Source organism: Saccharomonospora piscinae, assembly GCF_005862235.1.
GTDB classification, from domain to species: domain Bacteria; phylum Actinomycetota; class Actinomycetes; order Mycobacteriales; family Pseudonocardiaceae; genus Saccharomonospora; species Saccharomonospora piscinae.
This window is the reverse complement of the sequence record NZ_VCEK01000003.1, coordinates 609,732-627,503: the sequence shown is the minus strand read 5'-3', so window position 1 is coordinate 627,503 and position 17,772 is coordinate 609,732. Positions and strand designations below refer to the sequence as shown.

20 protein-coding genes are annotated in these 17,772 nt (G+C 69.9%); 3 read left to right on the top strand and 17 right to left on the bottom strand.

The window, feature by feature from the left end; all coding sequences use genetic code 11:
- Positions 1-78 precede the first annotated feature (78 nt).
- The 6 genes from FFT09_RS14070 to nucS all read right to left on the bottom strand — a co-directional run bounded on the left by FFT09_RS14070 (position 79) and on the right by nucS (position 5,152).
- Positions 79-1,044 carry a hypothetical protein gene (locus tag FFT09_RS14070; RefSeq protein WP_138382956.1) on the bottom strand — a complete coding sequence of 322 codons (966 nt, stop codon included), beginning with the start codon at positions 1,042-1,044 and terminating at the stop codon, positions 79-81.
- On the bottom strand, positions 1,044-1,736 hold the full coding sequence (gene dhaM, locus FFT09_RS14065) for a dihydroxyacetone kinase phosphoryl donor subunit DhaM (protein ID WP_138382955.1): 693 nt from the start codon (positions 1,734-1,736) through the stop codon (positions 1,044-1,046). The genes FFT09_RS14070 and dhaM overlap by 1 nt, the downstream gene beginning before the upstream one ends.
- Positions 1,733-2,365, bottom strand: coding sequence for a dihydroxyacetone kinase subunit DhaL (gene dhaL, locus FFT09_RS14060; protein ID WP_138383208.1), 633 nt, complete (start codon positions 2,363-2,365; stop codon positions 1,733-1,735). The genes dhaM and dhaL overlap by 4 nt, the downstream gene beginning before the upstream one ends.
- On the bottom strand, positions 2,365-3,363 hold the full coding sequence (gene dhaK, locus FFT09_RS14055) for a dihydroxyacetone kinase subunit DhaK (RefSeq protein ID WP_138382954.1): 999 nt from the start codon (positions 3,361-3,363) through the stop codon (positions 2,365-2,367). The genes dhaL and dhaK overlap by 1 nt, the downstream gene beginning before the upstream one ends.
- A 66-nt stretch (positions 3,364-3,429) precedes the next feature.
- Complete coding sequence (locus FFT09_RS14050) at positions 3,430-4,389, bottom strand: hypothetical protein (protein ID WP_244231357.1); 960 nt, start codon at positions 4,387-4,389, stop codon at positions 3,430-3,432.
- A 103-nt stretch (positions 4,390-4,492) separates the two neighbouring features.
- The gene (gene nucS / locus FFT09_RS14045; RefSeq protein WP_024874730.1) at positions 4,493-5,152 is read right to left on the bottom strand and encodes an endonuclease NucS; all 660 of its coding nucleotides are present in this window, start codon (positions 5,150-5,152) and stop codon (positions 4,493-4,495) included.
- 103 nt (positions 5,153-5,255) lie between these two features.
- Here nucS and FFT09_RS14040 point away from each other — a divergent pair, with 103 nt between their 5' ends.
- Entirely contained in the window at positions 5,256-5,798 is a 543-nt protein-coding gene (locus FFT09_RS14040; RefSeq protein ID WP_208544417.1) for an NUDIX domain-containing protein, read from the top strand.
- A 97-nt stretch (positions 5,799-5,895) separates the two neighbouring features.
- Here the strand turns inward: FFT09_RS14040 and FFT09_RS14035 are convergent, their stop codons facing one another.
- From FFT09_RS14035 to ehuB, 5 genes are read right to left on the bottom strand one after another with little or no spacing between them, the layout of a single operon-like run.
- Entirely contained in the window at positions 5,896-6,669 is a 774-nt protein-coding gene (locus FFT09_RS14035) for an enoyl-CoA hydratase-related protein (protein ID WP_138382952.1), read from the bottom strand.
- Between the two features lie 56 nt (positions 6,670-6,725).
- Positions 6,726-7,490, bottom strand: a complete 765-nt coding sequence (ehuA, locus tag FFT09_RS14030) for an ectoine/hydroxyectoine ABC transporter ATP-binding protein EhuA (protein WP_081192253.1) — start codon at positions 7,488-7,490, stop codon at positions 6,726-6,728.
- 28 nt (positions 7,491-7,518) lie between these two features.
- On the bottom strand, positions 7,519-8,181 hold the full coding sequence (ehuD, locus tag FFT09_RS14025; RefSeq protein WP_138382951.1) for an ectoine/hydroxyectoine ABC transporter permease subunit EhuD: 663 nt from the start codon (positions 8,179-8,181) through the stop codon (positions 7,519-7,521).
- Positions 8,178-8,888 (bottom strand): ectoine/hydroxyectoine ABC transporter permease subunit EhuC, encoded by a 711-nt coding sequence (gene ehuC, locus FFT09_RS14020; protein WP_081191372.1) that lies wholly within the window; start codon positions 8,886-8,888, stop codon positions 8,178-8,180. The genes ehuD and ehuC overlap by 4 nt, the downstream gene beginning before the upstream one ends.
- A 26-nt stretch (positions 8,889-8,914) precedes the next feature.
- Entirely contained in the window at positions 8,915-9,826 is a 912-nt protein-coding gene (gene ehuB / locus FFT09_RS14015) for an ectoine/hydroxyectoine ABC transporter substrate-binding protein EhuB (RefSeq protein ID WP_081191373.1), read from the bottom strand.
- A 247-nt stretch (positions 9,827-10,073) separates the two neighbouring features.
- Here ehuB and FFT09_RS14010 point away from each other — a divergent pair, with 247 nt between their 5' ends.
- Positions 10,074-10,697: a LysE family translocator gene (locus FFT09_RS14010; RefSeq protein ID WP_138382950.1), complete on the top strand. Its 624-nt coding sequence runs from the start codon at positions 10,074-10,076 to the stop codon at positions 10,695-10,697.
- A 6-nt stretch (positions 10,698-10,703) separates the two neighbouring features.
- Here the strand turns inward: FFT09_RS14010 and murA are convergent, their stop codons facing one another.
- Positions 10,704-11,987 (bottom strand): UDP-N-acetylglucosamine 1-carboxyvinyltransferase, encoded by a 1,284-nt coding sequence (gene murA / locus FFT09_RS14005; RefSeq protein WP_081191375.1) that lies wholly within the window; start codon positions 11,985-11,987, stop codon positions 10,704-10,706.
- 183 nt (positions 11,988-12,170) lie between these two features.
- Here murA and FFT09_RS14000 point away from each other — a divergent pair, with 183 nt between their 5' ends.
- Complete coding sequence (locus FFT09_RS14000) at positions 12,171-12,743, top strand: cob(I)yrinic acid a,c-diamide adenosyltransferase (protein WP_081191376.1); 573 nt, start codon at positions 12,171-12,173, stop codon at positions 12,741-12,743.
- 15 nt (positions 12,744-12,758) lie between these two features.
- On the opposite strand, the gene FFT09_RS13995 is transcribed toward FFT09_RS14000, so the two are convergent.
- From FFT09_RS13995 to atpA, 5 genes are all read right to left on the bottom strand, one after another.
- Positions 12,759-13,193: a DUF2550 domain-containing protein gene (locus tag FFT09_RS13995; RefSeq protein WP_024874740.1), complete on the bottom strand. Its 435-nt coding sequence runs from the start codon at positions 13,191-13,193 to the stop codon at positions 12,759-12,761.
- A 24-nt stretch (positions 13,194-13,217) separates the two neighbouring features.
- A complete protein-coding gene (locus FFT09_RS13990; protein WP_024874741.1) occupies positions 13,218-13,583 on the bottom strand; it encodes a F0F1 ATP synthase subunit epsilon in 366 nt (121 codons plus the stop codon).
- A 129-nt stretch (positions 13,584-13,712) separates the two neighbouring features.
- Complete coding sequence (gene atpD / locus FFT09_RS13985; RefSeq protein ID WP_138382949.1) at positions 13,713-15,146, bottom strand: F0F1 ATP synthase subunit beta; 1,434 nt, start codon at positions 15,144-15,146, stop codon at positions 13,713-13,715.
- 3 nt (positions 15,147-15,149) lie between these two features.
- Positions 15,150-16,073, bottom strand: a complete 924-nt coding sequence (locus FFT09_RS13980) for a F0F1 ATP synthase subunit gamma (RefSeq protein ID WP_138382948.1) — start codon at positions 16,071-16,073, stop codon at positions 15,150-15,152.
- A gap of 9 nt (positions 16,074-16,082) precedes the next feature.
- Positions 16,083-17,729, bottom strand: a complete 1,647-nt coding sequence (gene atpA, locus FFT09_RS13975; RefSeq protein ID WP_138382947.1) for a F0F1 ATP synthase subunit alpha — start codon at positions 17,727-17,729, stop codon at positions 16,083-16,085.
- Positions 17,730-17,772 lie beyond the last annotated feature (43 nt).

The window sequence follows — 17,772 nt, the reverse complement described above, 5'->3', positions numbered from 1 at the left end:
GACTATCTCATCGGCGCCCCGTTACGTCACACCCTTTGCGAAGCCGTGATGATCACGCGAGCCGATCGTAGCCTCGCCTCAGCTCGCGGCGGGCAGCTTCTTCCACGCGGCCTCCGCGAGCGCGCGCCCCGCCTCGCAGGGCTCCGCCTCGCCGCCGGGCAGCAGCACCCGCACCACCGCGATCTCGCGTTCCCCGTCGATCGCCTCCGCGAACGGCCCCTGCTCCGTGGACAGGGTGCAGACGGACACCGAATCCGTGCGCGCCAGGTGAACGACCGTGTCCCGCCCGGCCAGTGACTCCTCGTCACCGTCGCGGGAGCCGAGCTCCGGCCCCACGGTGAAGTCGAGTTGCGCGTTGGGCCGCTCGCCACCCGGCGTGCCCCAGGTGCACTGGTGTTCGGCCGGATACAGCGTCACCCGCGACGAGGTTCCCACGATCGCCGCCACCTCGTCGGTGGGCAGCAGGCCGCACGCCGACAGGCGAGCCAGCGAATGCGTGGGCGGTTCCCAGTGCCCGGCCTGCCCCGAGGCCAACGTCGCGTGGATGCCGTCGGCCGCCGAGCGCGCCACACCGCACACCGTCTCGCTGTCGAGCGTGCTGTCCGAACGCTGCGCGTCCGCCGACACCTCCACCCGCACGTCGTCGGCCAGCACGACGTCGAGCGAGCAGGGCAGCCGCCCCTGCGCGGAGGTGGCCACCAGCCGCACCTCGCCCGGCAGCGTGGCGAGGCCGCGCTCAGCCCGCTGTCGCGGCGGAGACAGCATCCCGAAGTCGACCACGACGTTCTCGGAACCGACGGTGACGGCCATGCGGCAGTGATCCAGTGACACGCGCGCCAGCGGACGCGCGTCACCGTGCTCGGCGAAAGCCGCGAGTCCCGCCAGCGAGCACGGATCCAGCGTGCGCGGATCGCCGAGAGCGGCGACGGTGATCGGCTCGGGCCGCTCGCCGTCCGGCACCGGCGAGCCCTCGACCGCACTGCCGCCGCACCCCGCGACCACCACGGCGAGCAGCGCCGCGGCGAACCCCCAGTGTCGTCTCATCAGTCCTCGTCGAAGTTCCGTTCCGCCAGTGTCTCGATGCGGCTGATCGCTTCCCGCGCCTGCGGGCCCGTGGCCACCACACCGATGCGGTCGCCCTTGCGGGCGCCCAGCGACATGATGGCGAGAACGCTGTGCGCGTCGGCCTCGTCGGAGCCGAAGCGCAGCCGCACGTCGGCCTCCACTCCAGCGATGGCGCGCACGAGCAACGCGGCGGGCCGCGCGTGCAGGCCGACCTCGTTGGCCAGCGTCAGCTCCGTGCGCACGGCGTCCGCCGGCGGTGCGGCTCCGGCCTCGCCCTCGGGCCGGCTTTCGGCTCCGGTGCTGCCCGCGTCCGCCGCGGCCTGCGCGACGCCCGCCCGGTCCGCGCCGCCCTGCGCGGCCACCGCCGCCGCGACGGCGCCCTCCACCAGCGGCGCGTCCACGACCACCGCGGCGCCGGGATCGGTCAGCGACTCCACCACGAGTTCGGCGGTCATCTGCGCGCTGCCGAGGTCGTAGAGCACCACGACACCCGACCCGGCGTTGGCGCGGTCGACCGCAGCCGACACGGTGTCGTAGTCGGTCCCGATTGTGCCGTCGGGAAGCCCACCGGCGGGGACCACGTCGACGTCGGGCGCCATCTGCGCCGCGACCTCCGCGAGCCCCTCCGCGAGCGCTCCGCTGTGGGCGACGAGCACGACACCGACTCTCATCGGGCCACCCCCGCCGACGCCGCGAAGGTCCGCAGCAACAGGGCCGTCGAGCGCGCGCCCGGATCGAGGTGACCCGCGCTGCGCTGGCCGAGGTAGGAGGCGCGGCCCTTGCGGGCCACCAGCGGGATCGTGGAATCGGCTCCGGCGTCGGCTGCGTCGGCTGCGGCGGCCAGCACGGCCGCGATCCCGTCGGACGTGGCGGCTTGTGCGGCCTCGACGGCCGGGGCGAGAGCGTCCACCATCGTGGCGTCTCCCACCTCGGCCTTGCCCCGCGCGACCACCCCGTCGAGCCCGGCACGCAGCGCCGTCACGACCGCCGCCGAGTTCAGCTCCGAAGCCTGTCCCACGGCGGTGGCCGCCCGGAGGAACGCCGTCCCGTAGAGCGGGCCCGCCGCACCGCCGACCTTGGAGATCAGCGTGGTGGCCGCGAGCTTGAGCACGGCACCCGGTGTCTCCGGTGCCCCGCCGTCGAGGCTCGCCACGAGTGCGGTGAAGCCCCGGTTCATGTTCTCGCCGTGGTCGGCGTCTCCGATCGGGCGGTCGAGGTCGGTCAACTCGACCCGGTGCTCGGCGACCGTGTCGGCGGCGGCCCGCAACGCGGCCACGACGTCCTGCGCCCCGCAGCCCATCACACCCCCCACCGCAGGGCGGGCGTGTTGACGGGAGCGTCCCACAGTTCCGTGAGCCGGTCGTCGGTGCGCATCACGGTCAGGCTGATGCCCTGCATCTCCAGGCTGGTGATGTACGGGCCGACCAACCTGCGCACGACCCTGACGCCACGTTCGGCCAGCAGCCGTTCGGCGATGCCGTGGGCGAGGTAGACCTCCAGCAGCGGAGTACCTCCCATCGAGTTGGTGAACAGCACCACCTCGTCGCCGCGCTCCAGCGGCATGTCGTCGGTCAGCGCCGCGAGCATGCGTTCCACGAGCGCCTGGGCCGGCTCGGCCCCGAGCCGTTCGCGTCCCGGTTCACCGTGGATGCCGATACCGAACTCGATCTCGTTCGGCCCGAGATCGAAGCTCGGCTCCCCCACGTGCGGCACGGTGGGCGCGGTGAGCGCGACGCCGATGGAGCGCACCCGCTCCACCACGGACCTGGCCACGGCCTCCACCGCGTCGAGGTCGTCGCCGCGTTCGGCCGCCGCACCCACGATCTTCTCCAGCAGCACGGTGCCGCCCACGCCCCGGCGCCCCGCCGTGAACGTGGAGTCGGCCACGGCCACGTCGTCGTCGATGACCACGTTGCGCACGTCCAGCCCGTCCGCCGAGGCGAGTTCCGCGGCGGTCTCGAAGTTGAGCACGTCGCCCGTGTAGTTCTTCACCAGCAGCAGCGCACCCGCGTCGCCGGTGGTGGCCGAGATCGCCGCCTGCACGGCGTCCGGGGTCGGCGACGTGAACACCGGGCCCGGCACGGCACCGTGCAGCATCCCGGGGCCCACGAACCCGACGTGCAGGGGCTCGTGCCCGGAACCGCCACCCGAGATGACGGACACTCCCCGCGCCGGGGAGTCGGCTCGCACCACGATGTCCGGGTCGTATTCCACGCGAACGAGGTCGGCGTGTGCGGCGGCGAGCCCCGCGAGCGAGTCGGCGACCACGGTCGCCGGATCATTGATGATCTTCTTCACTGCTACCTCCGAGCACGACGGTGTGTGGGTGGCAGACGTCGATTTCAACGTAACGAACTTCGGCCGCTACGGCAGTGTCGCCACCATCGCCTCCGCCAGCGCCGTCACCCGCTCGCAGGCGGTGGCCACCTCGGCGTCGTCGGAGTAGTCGTAGTAGTTCAGCGACACCAGCTCGGCCTCGCTGTCGGACAGTGGCAGATGGTTCCAGGAAATGTCGCACTCGGCCGTGTCCGTGGTCCCGGGCCGCCGCACCGCGGGAACCTCCCCGGCGAGCCGCACCTCCTCCGCGCCCTCCGTCGGCGCGATCGGGTACCCGAGCCGCGCGGAGGTGTAGACGACGACGTCGTCCTGGGAGAACTCGCAGGCGTGCAGGCCACCGGGCCGCACCCCGACCTCGTCCTCACCCAGCACCGACGTGAGTGTCTGCTCGTCAAGCGACTCGCACAGGTCGAACTCCAGCAACGACCCGCCCTCCGGCGTCAGCGTGGGCGGCGAGTCGCGCAGCTGGGCCACCACGTTGCCGAGCACCACGTAGCTGCTCTCGCACGGCTGCCCACCGGCCTGCTCGTGCTGGGCGAACACGCTCACACCCATGTCCGGATCGCGCTGGGTCACCGCCACCGAGTAGCAGGACGTCTCGTCGACACTCGTCTCCACGACCGGCAGCCCCGCCACCCCACCGGTGGCCTGGTCGGCGAACACACTGCCCTCGCCCAGCTCGACCATGATGCTGATCGGCTTGCCCCCCGCGTCGACGTAGTCACGGCGGCACGTACCCCACTCGGTACTTCGCGGTTCGTCCTGCGGAGTGAACCTTCCGTCGATCCCGTCGCCGAGCAGCCCGCACGCGTCCAGCGTGCGCAGCGTGGGCAGCGCCACCGCGGGGTCGTCGATCGGCCCGGTCGGGACCTGTCCCTGGCCCGTTCCCGGCTCGGCCTGCACGGTGGTGCGCTCGAAGTTCTTCCGGCCCAGATCCTCGCCCGCGCAACCCGCGAGCAGCGCCAGCAGGACGACTCCGCTCAGCACGAGGGGCGTCGGACGCGTTACAGCACGACTCAGCACGCATGCACGGTAGCCGCCCGCATCGTCGGCCGTCGCACGGTCTTCGGGATCGTGATCCGGCGGGGCCTCAGAACAACCGGAGGTCCGTGCTCTCGATGCCCCGGAGGCTGTCGTAGTCCAGCGTGACGCACCGGATGCCCCGGTCCTCGGCCAGTGTGCGGGCCTGCGGCTTGATCTGCTGGGCCGCGAACACCCCCTGCACCGGGGTCAGCAACGGATCACGATTCAGCAACTCTAGATACCGCGTGAGCTGCTCGACCCCGTCGATCTCGCCGCGGCGCTTGATCTCCACCGCCACGGAGGCGCCCTCGGCGTCGCGCGCGAGGATGTCGACCGGCCCGATGGCCGTCGGGTACTCCCGCCGCACGAGCGTGTAGCCCTGCCCCAGCGTGGTGATGTGCTCGGCGAGCAACTCCTGCAGGTGCGACTCGACCCCGTCCTTGACCAGTCCGGGCTCGGCGCCGAGATCGTGCTCGATCTCGTCGATCACCTGCTCGATCGTGACGACGAGTTTCTCGCCCGCCTTGTTCTCCACGATCCACAGATTGCCGTCCTCGATCAGCCAGCACGGCGGGCTCATCCAGTTCAGCGGCTTGTAGGCGCGGTCGTCGGAGTGTACCGATACCGAACCGTCGGCCTTGACGAGCAACAGCCGCGTGGCCATGGGCAGGTGAGCCGTCAGGCGGCCCGCGTAGTCCACCTGACACCGAGCGATTACTAAGCGCACGACGCGAGGGTAGGCGACCCCGCCGAACCCGGACGCGGTACCCGCGATCATCCCTCGTTGGTGTCACCTCGCCGGGCCTTCCGGGTCGGGCACAATCCGGGGCATGCAGCGACTCGGTTCCCGCGAGGTGTACGCGAACAACTGGATGACCGTGCGCGAGGACGACATCCGCCGCGCCGACGGCTCCGACGGCGTCTACGGCGTGGTCGACAAGCCGGACTACGCGCTCGTCATCCCGCTCGAGGCGGGCCGGGTCCGGCTCGTCGAGCAGTACCGCTACCCGCTGGGACTGCGCCGGTGGGAGTTCCCGCAGGGCACCGCGCCGGAGCGCGCCGAACTGCCCGCCGACCGGCTGGCGGCGCGGGAGCTGCGGGAGGAGACGGGGCTCGTGGCGGCCTCGCTGGTGGAGTTGGGGCTGCTCGACGTCGCCCCTGGCCTGTCGAGCCAGCGTGGCCGGGTCTTTCTCGCCACAGGTCTCACCGAGGGCGAGCCGGACCGGGAGCCCGAGGAGCAGGACATGCGCTCGGCGTGGTTCGACCGCGCCGAGCTGGAGTCGATGATCGCCACCGGCGAGGTGACCGATGCCCAGTCCATCGCCGCGTACACGCTGCTCCTGCTCCGGGAACGCGCCAACCGCACCCCCTGACACCGTGTCCGCAGCCTGCGTAGCCGTGTCCGCAGCCTGCGTAGCCGTGTCCGCATCGCGCGGTGCGGACACGGCTACGTAACTTGCGGACACGGTGTCAGTCCGGCCAGTCGGGGGCGCGCTTCTCCAGAAACGCCGCCATGCCCTCCCTCGCTCCCGGGAGCTGGGCCGCCGACGCCATCACCTCCAACGCGATCGCGTAGGCGTCCTGTTCGGGGCGGTCGAGCTGGGCGTACAGGGTCTGCTTGCCGAGTGCCTTGGACGCCCGGCTACCCCTGGTGGCGCGGGCCAGGAGCGCGGCAACCGCGTCGTCGAGCTCGTCGTCAGGCACGACCCGGTTGACCAGCCCCCAGTCGAGCGCGGTGGCGGCGTCGACGGCGTCGCCGGTGAGCGCGAGCTCCATCAGCCGCTTGCGGCCCACCGCCCGCGCCACCGGCACGGCGGGCGTGTGGCAGAACCAGCCACCCTTGCCGCCCGGAAGCGCGAACCCGGCCGACTCCGCGGCCACCGCGAGGTCGCAGGACGCCACGAGCTGGCACCCGGCCGCCGTCGCGAGGCCGTGGACCCGGGCCAGCACGACCTGCGGAACCGACTGCATCGTGCCCATCAGGTCGGTACACAACCGCAGCAGCGCCCGTACGTCCATCAGGTCCCGCTCGGCGACGTCGGCGAAGTCGTGTCCCGCCGAGAACACCGGCCCGGCACCCGCGAGCACGATCCCGGTGGCGTCCGACTCACCTGCCTCGGTGAACGCCTCCAGCAACTCGCGCAGGTGCGGCTCGGACAGCGAGTTGCGCCGCCCCGGCCGGTTCATGGTGATCGTGACGGTGTCGTCCTCGCGCTTGGAGAGGACGTGTTCGTAGTCACCCATCGTGCGACGGTAGCCCGGGACGCGCGGATGGAAAAGGCGGTGCTCGGAGCGCGGCCTCACGTCCGGTCGAGCACGGCGTGCAGGAACTCCCGCGTCCGGGCGTGCGTGGGTTCCGTGAACAGCACGCCCGGGGGCGCGTCCTCGATCACCTGGCCCTGGTCGAACATCATCACCCGATCCGACACGTCGCGGGCGAACTGCATCTCGTGGGTCACGCAGAGGAACGTGATGTCGGTGGTCCGGGCGATCTCGCGCAGCACCGCCAGCACACCGGCGATCAGCTCGGGGTCGAGCGCCGAGGTCACCTCGTCGAGCAGGAGCACGTCGGGTTCCATCGCCAGCGCACGCGCGATGGCGACGCGCTGCTGTTGCCCGCCGGACAGCTGCGAGGGATGGGCGTCGACCTTGTCGCTGAGCCCCACCATCTCCAGCCACGACCTGGCCTTCGTCTCGGCCTCGTCCCGGGACAGGCCCAGCACGCGGGTCGGCGCCTCGGTGACGTTCTGCAGCACCTTCATGTTCGGGAACAGGTTGAACTGCTGGAACACCATCCCGATCCGGCGACGGATGAGGCGCAGGTGCTTCTCGTCGGCGGGGACGAGCCTGCCCCCGCGCTCGACGTGGGTGAGGTATTCGTCCCCGACCTGGATGGTGCCGCCGTTGACCCGTTCCAGCGTCATCAACAGCCGCAGGATGGTGGTCTTGCCCGACCCGCTGGGACCGATGAGCGTGACGAACTCTCCTGGCTTCACGTCGAAGCTCAGGTCGTGCAGCACCACGTTGTCGCCGAACTTCTTGAGCACCCGGTCGAACCGGATCATCACGTCGGCCGCGGGGCGGTCCGGCAGTTCACCGTGCGAGTCCAAAACGACGCTCCAGGTATCGGACGAGTAGTGACGACGGATAGCTCAGCAGCAGGAAGAGCACACCCGCGATGGTGATCGGTTCCACGTAGTCGAAGTTCAGCGCCGCCTCCTCCTCGGCCGCGCCGACGATGTCCAGGACCCCGATGGCCAGCAACAGCGGCGTCTCCTTGAACATCGAGATCGTGTAGTTGCCCAGGGCAGGCAACACGCGCGGGACGGCCTGCGGCAGGATCACGGCGGTCCACGTGCGTGCCGGTGGCAGGCTGAGCGCGGTCGCGGCCTCCCACTGCCCTGTCGGCACCGCCTCGATCCCGGCGCGATACACCTCCGAGGTGTAGGTCGCGTAGTGAACGCCCAGCCCGAGCACACCGGCGACCATCGGCGACAGCGTGACACCGAACTGCGGGAAGACGAAGAACAGGAAGAACAGCTGCACCAGCAACGGGGTGCTGCGCACGAACTCGACGAACAACCACGTGACGCCGCTGACCACCCGCAGGCGGGAACGGCGCAGCAGCGCCAGCACCAGGCCGAGCACATAGGCGAGGATCGACCCGAGCACCGTGGCCTGGAGGGTGACCAGCAGGCCGTCGAGGATCGCGGGCAGCACCTCGAAGGCGTAGTCCCAGTCCCAGTCCCAGTTCACGCCACGCCACCGCCCTTGCCCAGCGCCACGTCACGCTTGCGCGGTGTCCGGCCGACCTTCGCCGCGGCCCACCGTTCGACCGCGCGCATGACCAGAGTGATCACAATGGACAGCACGAGGTAGAACAGCAGCGTGATCGTGAAGATCTGCGCCACCTCACCGGTGAAGGACGGCACGAGGATGACCGAAGCCTGGTGCGTCATCTCGGGCACGGTGATGAAGGTCAGCAGCGCGGTGCCCTTGAGCAGCTGGATGAACAGGTTGTTGAACGGCGGGACCATCTCCACCAGCGCCTGCGGAAGGATCACTCGTCGCATGCGCTGCCACGGCGTGAAGTTCAGGGCCACGCAGCCCTCGTACTGCTCCCGGGGCACCGACTGCACGGCGCCGCGCACGATCTCCGCCCCGTAGGCACCGAAGTTGAGGCCGAGCACCACGATCCCCGCCCACAGTGGCAGGAGCTGGAACCCCGTGAGCACGGGAAGGACGAAGTAGATCCAGAAGAGCTGCACGACCTCCGAGGTGCCACGCCAGATCTCGACGTAGGTGCGGGTGATCACGCGCACCACGGTGATCCGCGAGAGCATGGCGAGACCCGCGACCACGGACAGGACCGTGGCGAGGAGGATGCCGCCCACGGTCGCCTGCAGCGTCACCACCAGGCCGCCCGCGATGACGGAGACGAAGTGGGCGGTGTTGTCGAACATCGTCGGCTACCGGCGCCGCCCCAGCATCACTCGCCCGCACACAACTGCTCGGTGGTGACGTTCTCCGGCGGCAGGTTGTCCTCCGTGAACCCGAAGGGCCGCACGATCTCCAGCCACCGGCCGTTGTCGTGCAACGTGGTCAGCTCCCGGTTGAACGCGTCGACCAGCTCGGTCTCGCCCTGCCGGAAGACGAAGCCACCGGCCTGCAACGCCTCCTGGCCGTCCACGACGGGCACGAAGCCCTCGGTGACCTCCAGCTGCGCACCCGGGTTCTGGTCCAGCAGCGCCCGCAGGGAGATGTCGGTCAGTGCGCCGGCGTAGGCGCGGCCCGCCTGTACCGCCTGCAGCAGCTCGGCCTGGCCGCCGTAGGTCTGGAGCTGCCCGCCCGGCACACCGAGGTCCTGGGCGACCTGCTGCTCGATGGTGCCCGACAGCACCGCGAGGTTCACGCCACTGGCCCGGACGTCCTCGAAGTTGGCGACGCCTTCCGGGTTGCCCTCGGGCACCAGAAACGCCGTGTTGGTGACGTAGTCGACCGCGGAGAACTGCGCCTGCCTGCACCGCTCCGGCAGGATCGCCATTCCCGCGGCGACCATGTCGTACTGGCCCGCGTTGAGCGCGGGGATCAGCTGACCGAACTCCACCTGCGTGGCACTCACGTTCGGCACCCCGATGGCCCGGAACACGGCCTTGGCGACCTCGGGCGACTCGCCGGTCACCTCGCCGTCCCTGGTGAAGCCGTAGGGGATCTCGCCCGCGATCCCGATGTTGACCGTGCCGGCGTCGCGCAGTCGCTGCAACGTGTTGCCGCCGCCCTGGCCGCCGGTCTGCGGTGCTTCCGTACAGGCCGCCAGCGACGCCGTGACGCCGAGCGCGATCGCGCCTTTGACGGCCGATCGCCGCGACAGGACCCGCCGCGTCCATTCGGTGTGAACCATGGTCGCACCCCTTGTCGATGTGGGCCGGTCGGAGCCGCGCGACCGCGCGTGCGCACCGGATTTCCGGTGCATTCCAGTTCCGACGGTAAGGAGGGCCCGCCGATCGCGCAGCGGAAACCCGTCGCCCGACGGGATGGTCTCCGTCGCGGTAACGGTGTCGCGAAGGCCACCCTGACTGCATCGCACGCGGCGAGGGTGGCCTTCGCGACACCCCGACCCGGCGGACCACGGGTTACGCTGGCGTTCCGTGACCTGGAGTACGTACGGCAGTTACCTCGTTCTGGTGGTGTTGGTGGTCCTCGCTCCCGGACCCGACACCGTCGTGACGCTCAAGAACTCGTTCGCGGGCGGTGTCCGCGGCGGTCTCCTGGCGACGGCGGGAATCGCGGCGGGCAACGTCGTGCAGGGCACCGCGGTCGCGTTCGGGCTGGGCACGGTGATCGTCGGGTCGCAGCCGGTGTTCCACACGCTGCGCTGGCTCGGTGTGGTCTACCTGTGCTACCTCGGCGTGCAGGCACTCCGGTCGGCCCGTCGGGGCGACTACGCGAGCCTCGACCACACCGGAACGCAGGTCATGGGTTTCCGGCGGTTCCGCGAGGGGTTCCTCTCGAACGTCACGAACCCGAAGGTGCTCGCGCTCTACCTGTCCGTGCTGCCGCAGTTCATCGACCCCGCGCACAACTCGCTCACCGACACCCTGCTGCTGGCCTACACCGTCGCCGTGCTGGGCGCGGTGTGGTTGCTGCTCCTGGTCGGGTTCGTCCACTCCGTACGCGCCTGGCTGGGACGCAGGCGCGTACGCAGGGGGCTGGACGTGGCCACCGGCACGACTCTGATCGGCTTCGGCGCGGCTCTCGCCGTGGATGGCTAAGAGCCCCTAACCGGCCACCACGCGGTCGGGTTCGGCCGTGACCCGCTCCACTCGCGCGCCGAGGCGGTTGAGGTTCTCGACGAAGGCCGGGTAGCCGCGGTCGATGTGGAAGACGTCCCACACCTCGGTGACGCCCTCGGCGCACAGCCCCGCGAGCACCAGCCCCGCTCCCGCCCGGATGTCGGAGGCCCATACCGGCGCGCTCGACAGCCGCTCCACGCCCCGCACGACGGCGTGGTGGCCGTCGGTCCTGGCGTCCGCGCCGAGGCGCACCATCTCCTCGATGAACCGGAAGCGCGCCTCGTAGACGTTCTCCGTGATCATGGAGGTGCCGTCGCAGACCGACGACAGTGCCACGGCGAAGGGCTGGAGGTCCGTGGCGAAACCCGGGTACGGCAGCGTCACGAAGTCCACCGAACGCGGGCGCTCACTCTGCACCACGCGGAAGCCTTTGCCGTCGAAGGTCGTGACGTCGGCGCCACCGAGCCGCAGCTTCTCCAGCACGAGGTCGAGGTGGTGGGCGTCGACGCCCGTCACCGTGACGTCGCCCTGTGTCATAGCCGCGGCGAAAGCCCACGTCGCGCCCACGATGCGGTCGCCGATCACCACGTGCTCGGTGGGATGCAGCGCGTCCACGCCCTCCACGGTGAGCGTCGACGTGCCAGCACCTTCAATGCGGGCGCCCATCTCGGTGAGCATCGTGCACAGGTCGATGATCTCCGGCTCCCGCGCCGCGTTGTCGATCACTGTGGTGCCCTGGGCGAGCACGGCGGCCATGAGGATGTTCTCGGTAGCTCCCACGCTGGGGAAGTCCAGCCAGATCTGCGCGCCGTGCAGCCCGTCGGCCTCGGCCACGACACACCCGTGCTCGATCGTGCTCGTGGCCCCCAGCTTGCGCAGGCCGTTCTGGTGCATGTCCAGCGGCCGCGAGCCGATCGCGTCGCCCCCGGGAAGCGCCACCACGGCGCGCTTCAACCGCCCGACGAGCGGGCCGAGCACGCACACCGACGCGCGCAGCTTGCCCATCGCGGCCGAGTCGGCCCGGTGCGACAGCTCGGCTGGCGTGGTGATCCGCGTGACGTCGTCCGCCATCTCGACCTCGCAGCCGACACTGCGCAGCACGTCCGCCATCAGCGGCACGTCGAGGATCCGGGGGCAGTTGCTGATCGTCGTGGTTCCCTCGGCGAGCAGGGCGGCCGCCATCAGCTTCAACACGCTGTTCTTGGCGCCCACGACCTCGACCTCGCCGACCAGACGCGCACCGCCGTACACGTCGAAGTGCTCGCTCATGGTCGCCCATCTTGCCCGGCGGCCCCGGAGCGTGTGCGATGGGGCACGCCACGTACCGACCGGGTCACAAGATCGCAAAGATTGAAACGTTCGGCCACCAGAGGACGATAGGTGTGCCCCTCAGGGCCGCGCACCCCGATGTGGCCGGTACCTCTCCCGGCACGCTGCACCTAGACTGCGGCCATGCCCGTACGGATCAACCGCGTCTACACCCGAGTCGGCGACAGCGGCACCACCGCGCTCGGCGACGGCAGCCGCGTGCGCAAGACCGACCCGAGGCTCGGCGCCTACGCGGACGTGGACGAGACCAACTCCGTCGTCGGGGTCGCGATCGCCCTGGGTTCGCTGCCCGACGACCTCGCGCAGGTGCTGCGCACCGTGCAGAACGACCTCTTCGACGTGGGGGCCGACCTCAGCACGCCGGTGTCGGAGGACCCGCCGTACCCGCCGCTGCGTGTCACCCAGGACTACGTCGACCGGCTCGAAGGCTGGTGCGACGAGTACAACGAGCGCGTGGGCAAGCTGACGTCGTTCATCCTCCCCGGCGGCACCCCCGGGGCCGCGCTGCTGCACCAGGCGCGCACGGTGGCCCGCAGGGCCGAGCGGTCGGCGTGGACGCTGGCCGAGGCGGAACCGGACGGCACCAACACGCTCGCCGTCACCTACCTGAACCGGTTGTCCGACCTGCTGTTCATCCTGGCCCGCGTCGCCAACCCCGACGGTGACGTGCTCTGGAGGCCCGGCGGCGACCGGTGACTGACAGGGCTGGAGTCAGCTCGCCCGGGGAAGCCTGCGCCCGGGAGGAGCGGACTCCAGCCACGACAGGAACCCCGTCAACGCGCCGGGCCCCATCGCCACCTCGACCGGCTCACCGTCCCCGGACTGGCACCGCAACACCCGTGAGCCCGCCGGAACGGCGTACGACTCGGTTCCCACCGGATCACGCCTGCCGACGATCTGGAGCGTGTCGCGCCGGAGGACCCGGCTGGGGCCCACTCGCAGGCTCCACACGCGGTACCAGACGAACTCCTCGCCCCGGTAACGGCCGACACCCAGGTGCCAGCCGGAGCGGGCGCGGTCGGGCTGCCAGCGCAGCGCCACGCTGACACCGCCGTGCCTGCGCATCAGCACCCACCGCAGCGCGTAGCACAGCGCGACGACGAACAGCACGAGCAGGAGCGTCAGGACCAGCGTGTCGATGTCCATCGTCGGCTCCCGCTCGTCGCCCGGTCAGGCCGATTGACCAGCCGCCCGGAGCCTCGCCGAGGCCCTGGCACGCTCCGCGGCGTCCTCGTCGGCCACCGCCCGCCGGGCCTGCTCGACGTCGATCTCCTCGCCGAGCTCGGCCGACTCGGCGAGCACGCTGACGGCGCCGCCGGTGGCGGACAGGAACCCACCGTGTACGGCCGCCGTCACGGTCTCGCCGTCCGTGGTCGTCACCTTCACGACACCACCCTCGACGAGCTGACCCAGCACGGGCTCGTGACCGGGCAGGATGCCGATCTCGCCTTCGGTGGTCTGCGCGACGACGAACTGGGCCGTTCCCGACCACAGGCGGCGTTCGACGGCCACCACCTCGACGGACATCTCAGCCACGTAGCTCTCCTTCATGCCTCACACGCGTTCCGCCCAGTGTAGCCGGGCCCGCCGGCGTGCGAGCACACCGGCGATACACGAACGACGGGGCCACATCCACAGTGGACGCCACCCCGCCGCTCGCGGAACTCACTTGCCGGTGATTTCCTTGTACTTCTTCTCGAGGTCCTCGAGGCCACCGATGCCCAGGAACGCCTGCTCCGGGTAGTGGTCGAACTCGCCCTTGCTGATCTTGTCGAACGACTCGATGGTCTCCGACATCGGCACGGTCGAACCGGGCATACCGGTGAACGTCTCCGCCACCAGCATGTTCTGCGACAGGAACCGCTCGATGCGGCGCGCCCGGTTCACGGTGAGCTTGTCCTCTTCCGAGAGCTCGTCCATACCGAGAATCGCGATGATGTCCTGCAGCTCCTTGTACTTCTGCAGGATGCGGATGACCTCGGACGCCACCCGGTAGTGCTCCTCGCCGACGATGGCCGGGTCGAGGATCGTGGAGGTGGAGGCCAGCGGGTCCACGGCGGGGAAGATGCCCTTCTGGAACACCGACCGCGACAGCTCGGTGGTGGCGTCCAGGTGGGCGAACGTCGTCGCCGGAGCCGGGTCGGTGTAGTCGTCCGCGGGCACGTAGATCGCCTGCATCGAAGTGATCGAACGGCCGCGCGTCGAGGTGATCCGCTCCTGCAGCACGCCCATCTCGTCGGCCAGCGTCGGCTGGTACCCCACGGCCGAGGGCATGCGGCCGAGCAGGGTCGACACCTCGGAGCCGGCCTGGGTGAACCGGAAGATGTTGTCGATGAACAACAGCACGTCCTGGTTCTGGACGTCGCGGAAGTACTCCGCCATCGTCAGCGCCGACAGCGCCACCCGCATACGGGTGCCGGGCGGCTCGTCCATCTGGCCGAACACGAGCGCGGTGTCGTTGATGACGCCGTCCTCGCTCATCTCCAGGAACAGGTCGGTGCCCTCACGGGTACGCTCACCGACCCCGGCGAACACCGAGGTACCACCGAAGTTCTTGGCGACACGGGTGATCATCTCCTTGATGAGCACCGTCTTGCCGACACCGGCACCACCGAACAGACCGATCTTGCCACCCTGCACGTACGGGGTGAGCAGGTCGATCACCTTCAGGCCGGTCTCCAGCATCTGGGTCCGGCCCTCGAGCTGGTCGAACGCGGGCGGCTTGCGGTGGATGCCCCAGCGCTCCAGGTCGTCGCCGTAGCCCGGCTCGTCAAGGCACTCGCCGAGCGCGTTGTAGACGTGACCCTTCACCTTGTCGCCCACCGGCACCGAGATCGGGCCGCCGGTGTCGGTCACCTCGGCACCCCGGACCAGGCCGTCCTGCGGCTGGAGCGAGATCGTCCGCACGAGGTTGTCGCCGAGGTGCTGGGCCACCTCAAGGGTGACCGTCTTGCGCAGCTCCGCGAACTCGATCTCAACCTTGAGGGCGTTGTTCAGAGCGGGCACCGCGCCACGGGGAAACTCGACGTCGACGACCGGCCCGGTCACGGAGACGATCCGCCCCTTGGTCGCGGTTGCAGTGTCTTGCACGGCAGTCATGGCTTACACATCACTTCCTGTGGCGGCGAGCGCGTCAGCCCCACCGACGATTTCGCTGATCTCCTGGGTGATCTGGGCCTGGCGCGCCTGGTTCGCCAGCCGGGTGTACGTCTCGACCAGCTCGCTGGCGTTGTCGGACGCCGACTTCATGGCGTTGCGCTGCGCCGCCAACTCGGACGCCGCCGACTCCAGCAACGCCGCGTAGATCCGCGTGTTGATGTACTTCGGCAGGAGCGCACCCAGCAACTGCTCGGCGTTCGGCTCGAACTCGTACGCCGGCTCGATGCCCTCCGAGTATTCGACCTCGAGCGGAGCGATCCGGCGCGCGACCGGCGTCTGCGTCAGCATCGAGCGGAACTCGGTGTAGACGAGGTGGAGCTCGTCCACGCCCAGCAGGCCGTCGGCTCCCGCGCTCGCGCCCTCGTCGTCCGCACCGGCGAGGAACGAGTTCACCAGCGTCTCGCCCACCTCGGCGGCGTTCTCGTAGTGCGGCTGTTGCGAGAACCCGGTCCAGCTGTTCGCGATCTCGCGCTGGCGGAACCGGTAGTAGTTCACGCCCTTCCCGCCGATCACGTTCAGCTGCGGTTCCTTGCCCTGCTCCCGGAGGAGCGCCAGCAGTTCCTCGGTCGCCCGGAGCACGTTGGCGTTGTAGCCACCGCAGAGCCCCTTGTCACTGGTGATCACGAGCACGGCGACCCGCGAGGGGTTGGGGCGCTCCACCAGCAGCGGGTGGTCGAGGTTCGTGCTGGCCGAGGCCAGCGCGGAGAGCACGTTGGTGATCTCCGCGCTGTACGGCCGGGAGGCCCCGACCCGTGCCTGTGCCTTGCTGATGCGGGAGGTGGCGATGAGTTCCATCGCCTTGGTGATCTTCCCGATCGACTTGGTTGCCCGGACCTTCTGCCGGAGCTCACGAAGCTGAGCGGCCATGGCGCAGCCCTACTTCTTCGCGGCCGAGGGACGGTGGACCTTCACGGACTCCTGTCCCACCTGGTCGGCGGCCATCGGCTCGACGGACTCGTCACCCACCAGCGAGGTGCCCTCCGAGGTGGTGAAGCCCTTCTTGAACTCCTGCGTCACGGAGATGGCGCGCTCGGCGAGTTCCTCGCTCCACTTGCCCTTCTCGCGGATCTCGGTGAGCACCTCCGCGTGCTTGTGCCGGATGTGCTCGAGCAGTTCGCTGTTGAACCGGGCCGTGTCCTCGATCGGCACGTCGTCGTAGTGACCGCCGGATCCGAGGAAGACCGTGAGAACCTGCTGCTCGACCGGCACCGGCGAGTACTGCGGCTGCTTGAGCAGCTCGTACAGGCGGGCACCGCGGTCGAGCTGGGCCTTCGACGTGGCGTCGAGGTCCGAGGCGAAGGCCGCGAACGCCTTCAGTTCCTCGTACTGCGACAGGTCGATCCGCAGCGAGCCCGAGACCGTCTTCATGGCCTTGATCTGCGCGTCACCACCGACTCGGGACACCGAGGTGGTGACGTCGACGGCGGGGCGCTGGCCGGAGTTGAACAGGTCCGACTGGAAGAAGCACTGCCCGTCGGTGATCGAGATGACGTTCGTCGGCACGTAGGCCGAGATGTCGTTGGCCTTGGTCTCGATGACCGGCAGCCCGGTGAGCGAGCCCGCGCCCAGCTCGTCCGACAGCTTGGCGCAGCGCTCCAGCAGGCGGGAGTGCAAGTAGAAGACGTCGCCGGGGAACGCCTCGCGACCCGGCGGACGACGGAGCAGCAGCGAGATCGCGCGGTACGCCTCGGCCTGCTTGGTCAGGTCGTCGAACACGATCAGGACGTGCTTGCCCTCGTACATCCAGTGCTGCCCGAGCGCGGAGCCCGAGTACGGGGCCAGCCACTTGAACCCGGCGGCGTCGGAGGCCGGGGCGGCGACGATGGTCGTGTACTCCATCGCGCCCGCGTCCTCCAGCGACTTGCGGACCGACGCGATCGTGGAGCCCTTCTGGCCGACGGCGACGTAGATGCAGCGCACCTGCTGCTTCGGGTCGCCGCTCTCCCAGTTGGCCTTCTGGTTGATGATCGTGTCGACGCAGACCGCCGTCTTGCCGGTCTTGCGGTCGCCGATGATGAGCTGGCGCTGACCGCGACCGATCGGGGTCATCGAGTCGATGGCCGTGATACCGGTCTGCAACGGCTCACCCACCGGCTGCCGCTCCACCACGGAGGCAGCCTGGAGCTCCAGGGCGCGGCGCTCGCTGGACTCGATGTCACCGAGGCCGTCGATCGGCTTGCCGAGCGGGTCGATGACACGGCCGAGGAAGTTCTCGCCGACCGGGATCGAGAGGATCCGGCCGGTGCGCTTGACTTCCTGGCCTTCTTCGATGGAATCGAAGTCGCCGAGGATGACGACACCGATCTGGCGCGGGTCGAGGTTCTGCGCGACGCCGAGGATGCCGCCGGGGAACTCCAGCAGCTCGTTCGCCATGGTGCCCGGCAGGCCCTCGACGTGGGCCACACCGTCGCCGGTGTCGACGACGGCGCCGACCTCTTCCCGGCTCACGTCCGGGGAGTAACTCGAGACGTAGTTCTCGATCGCGTTGGCGATCTCATCCGAGGAGATCGTCAGCTCGGCCATGTCGTTCCCGCTCTCACTTCGTTCGTGCCAGTCTGCAAAGTAT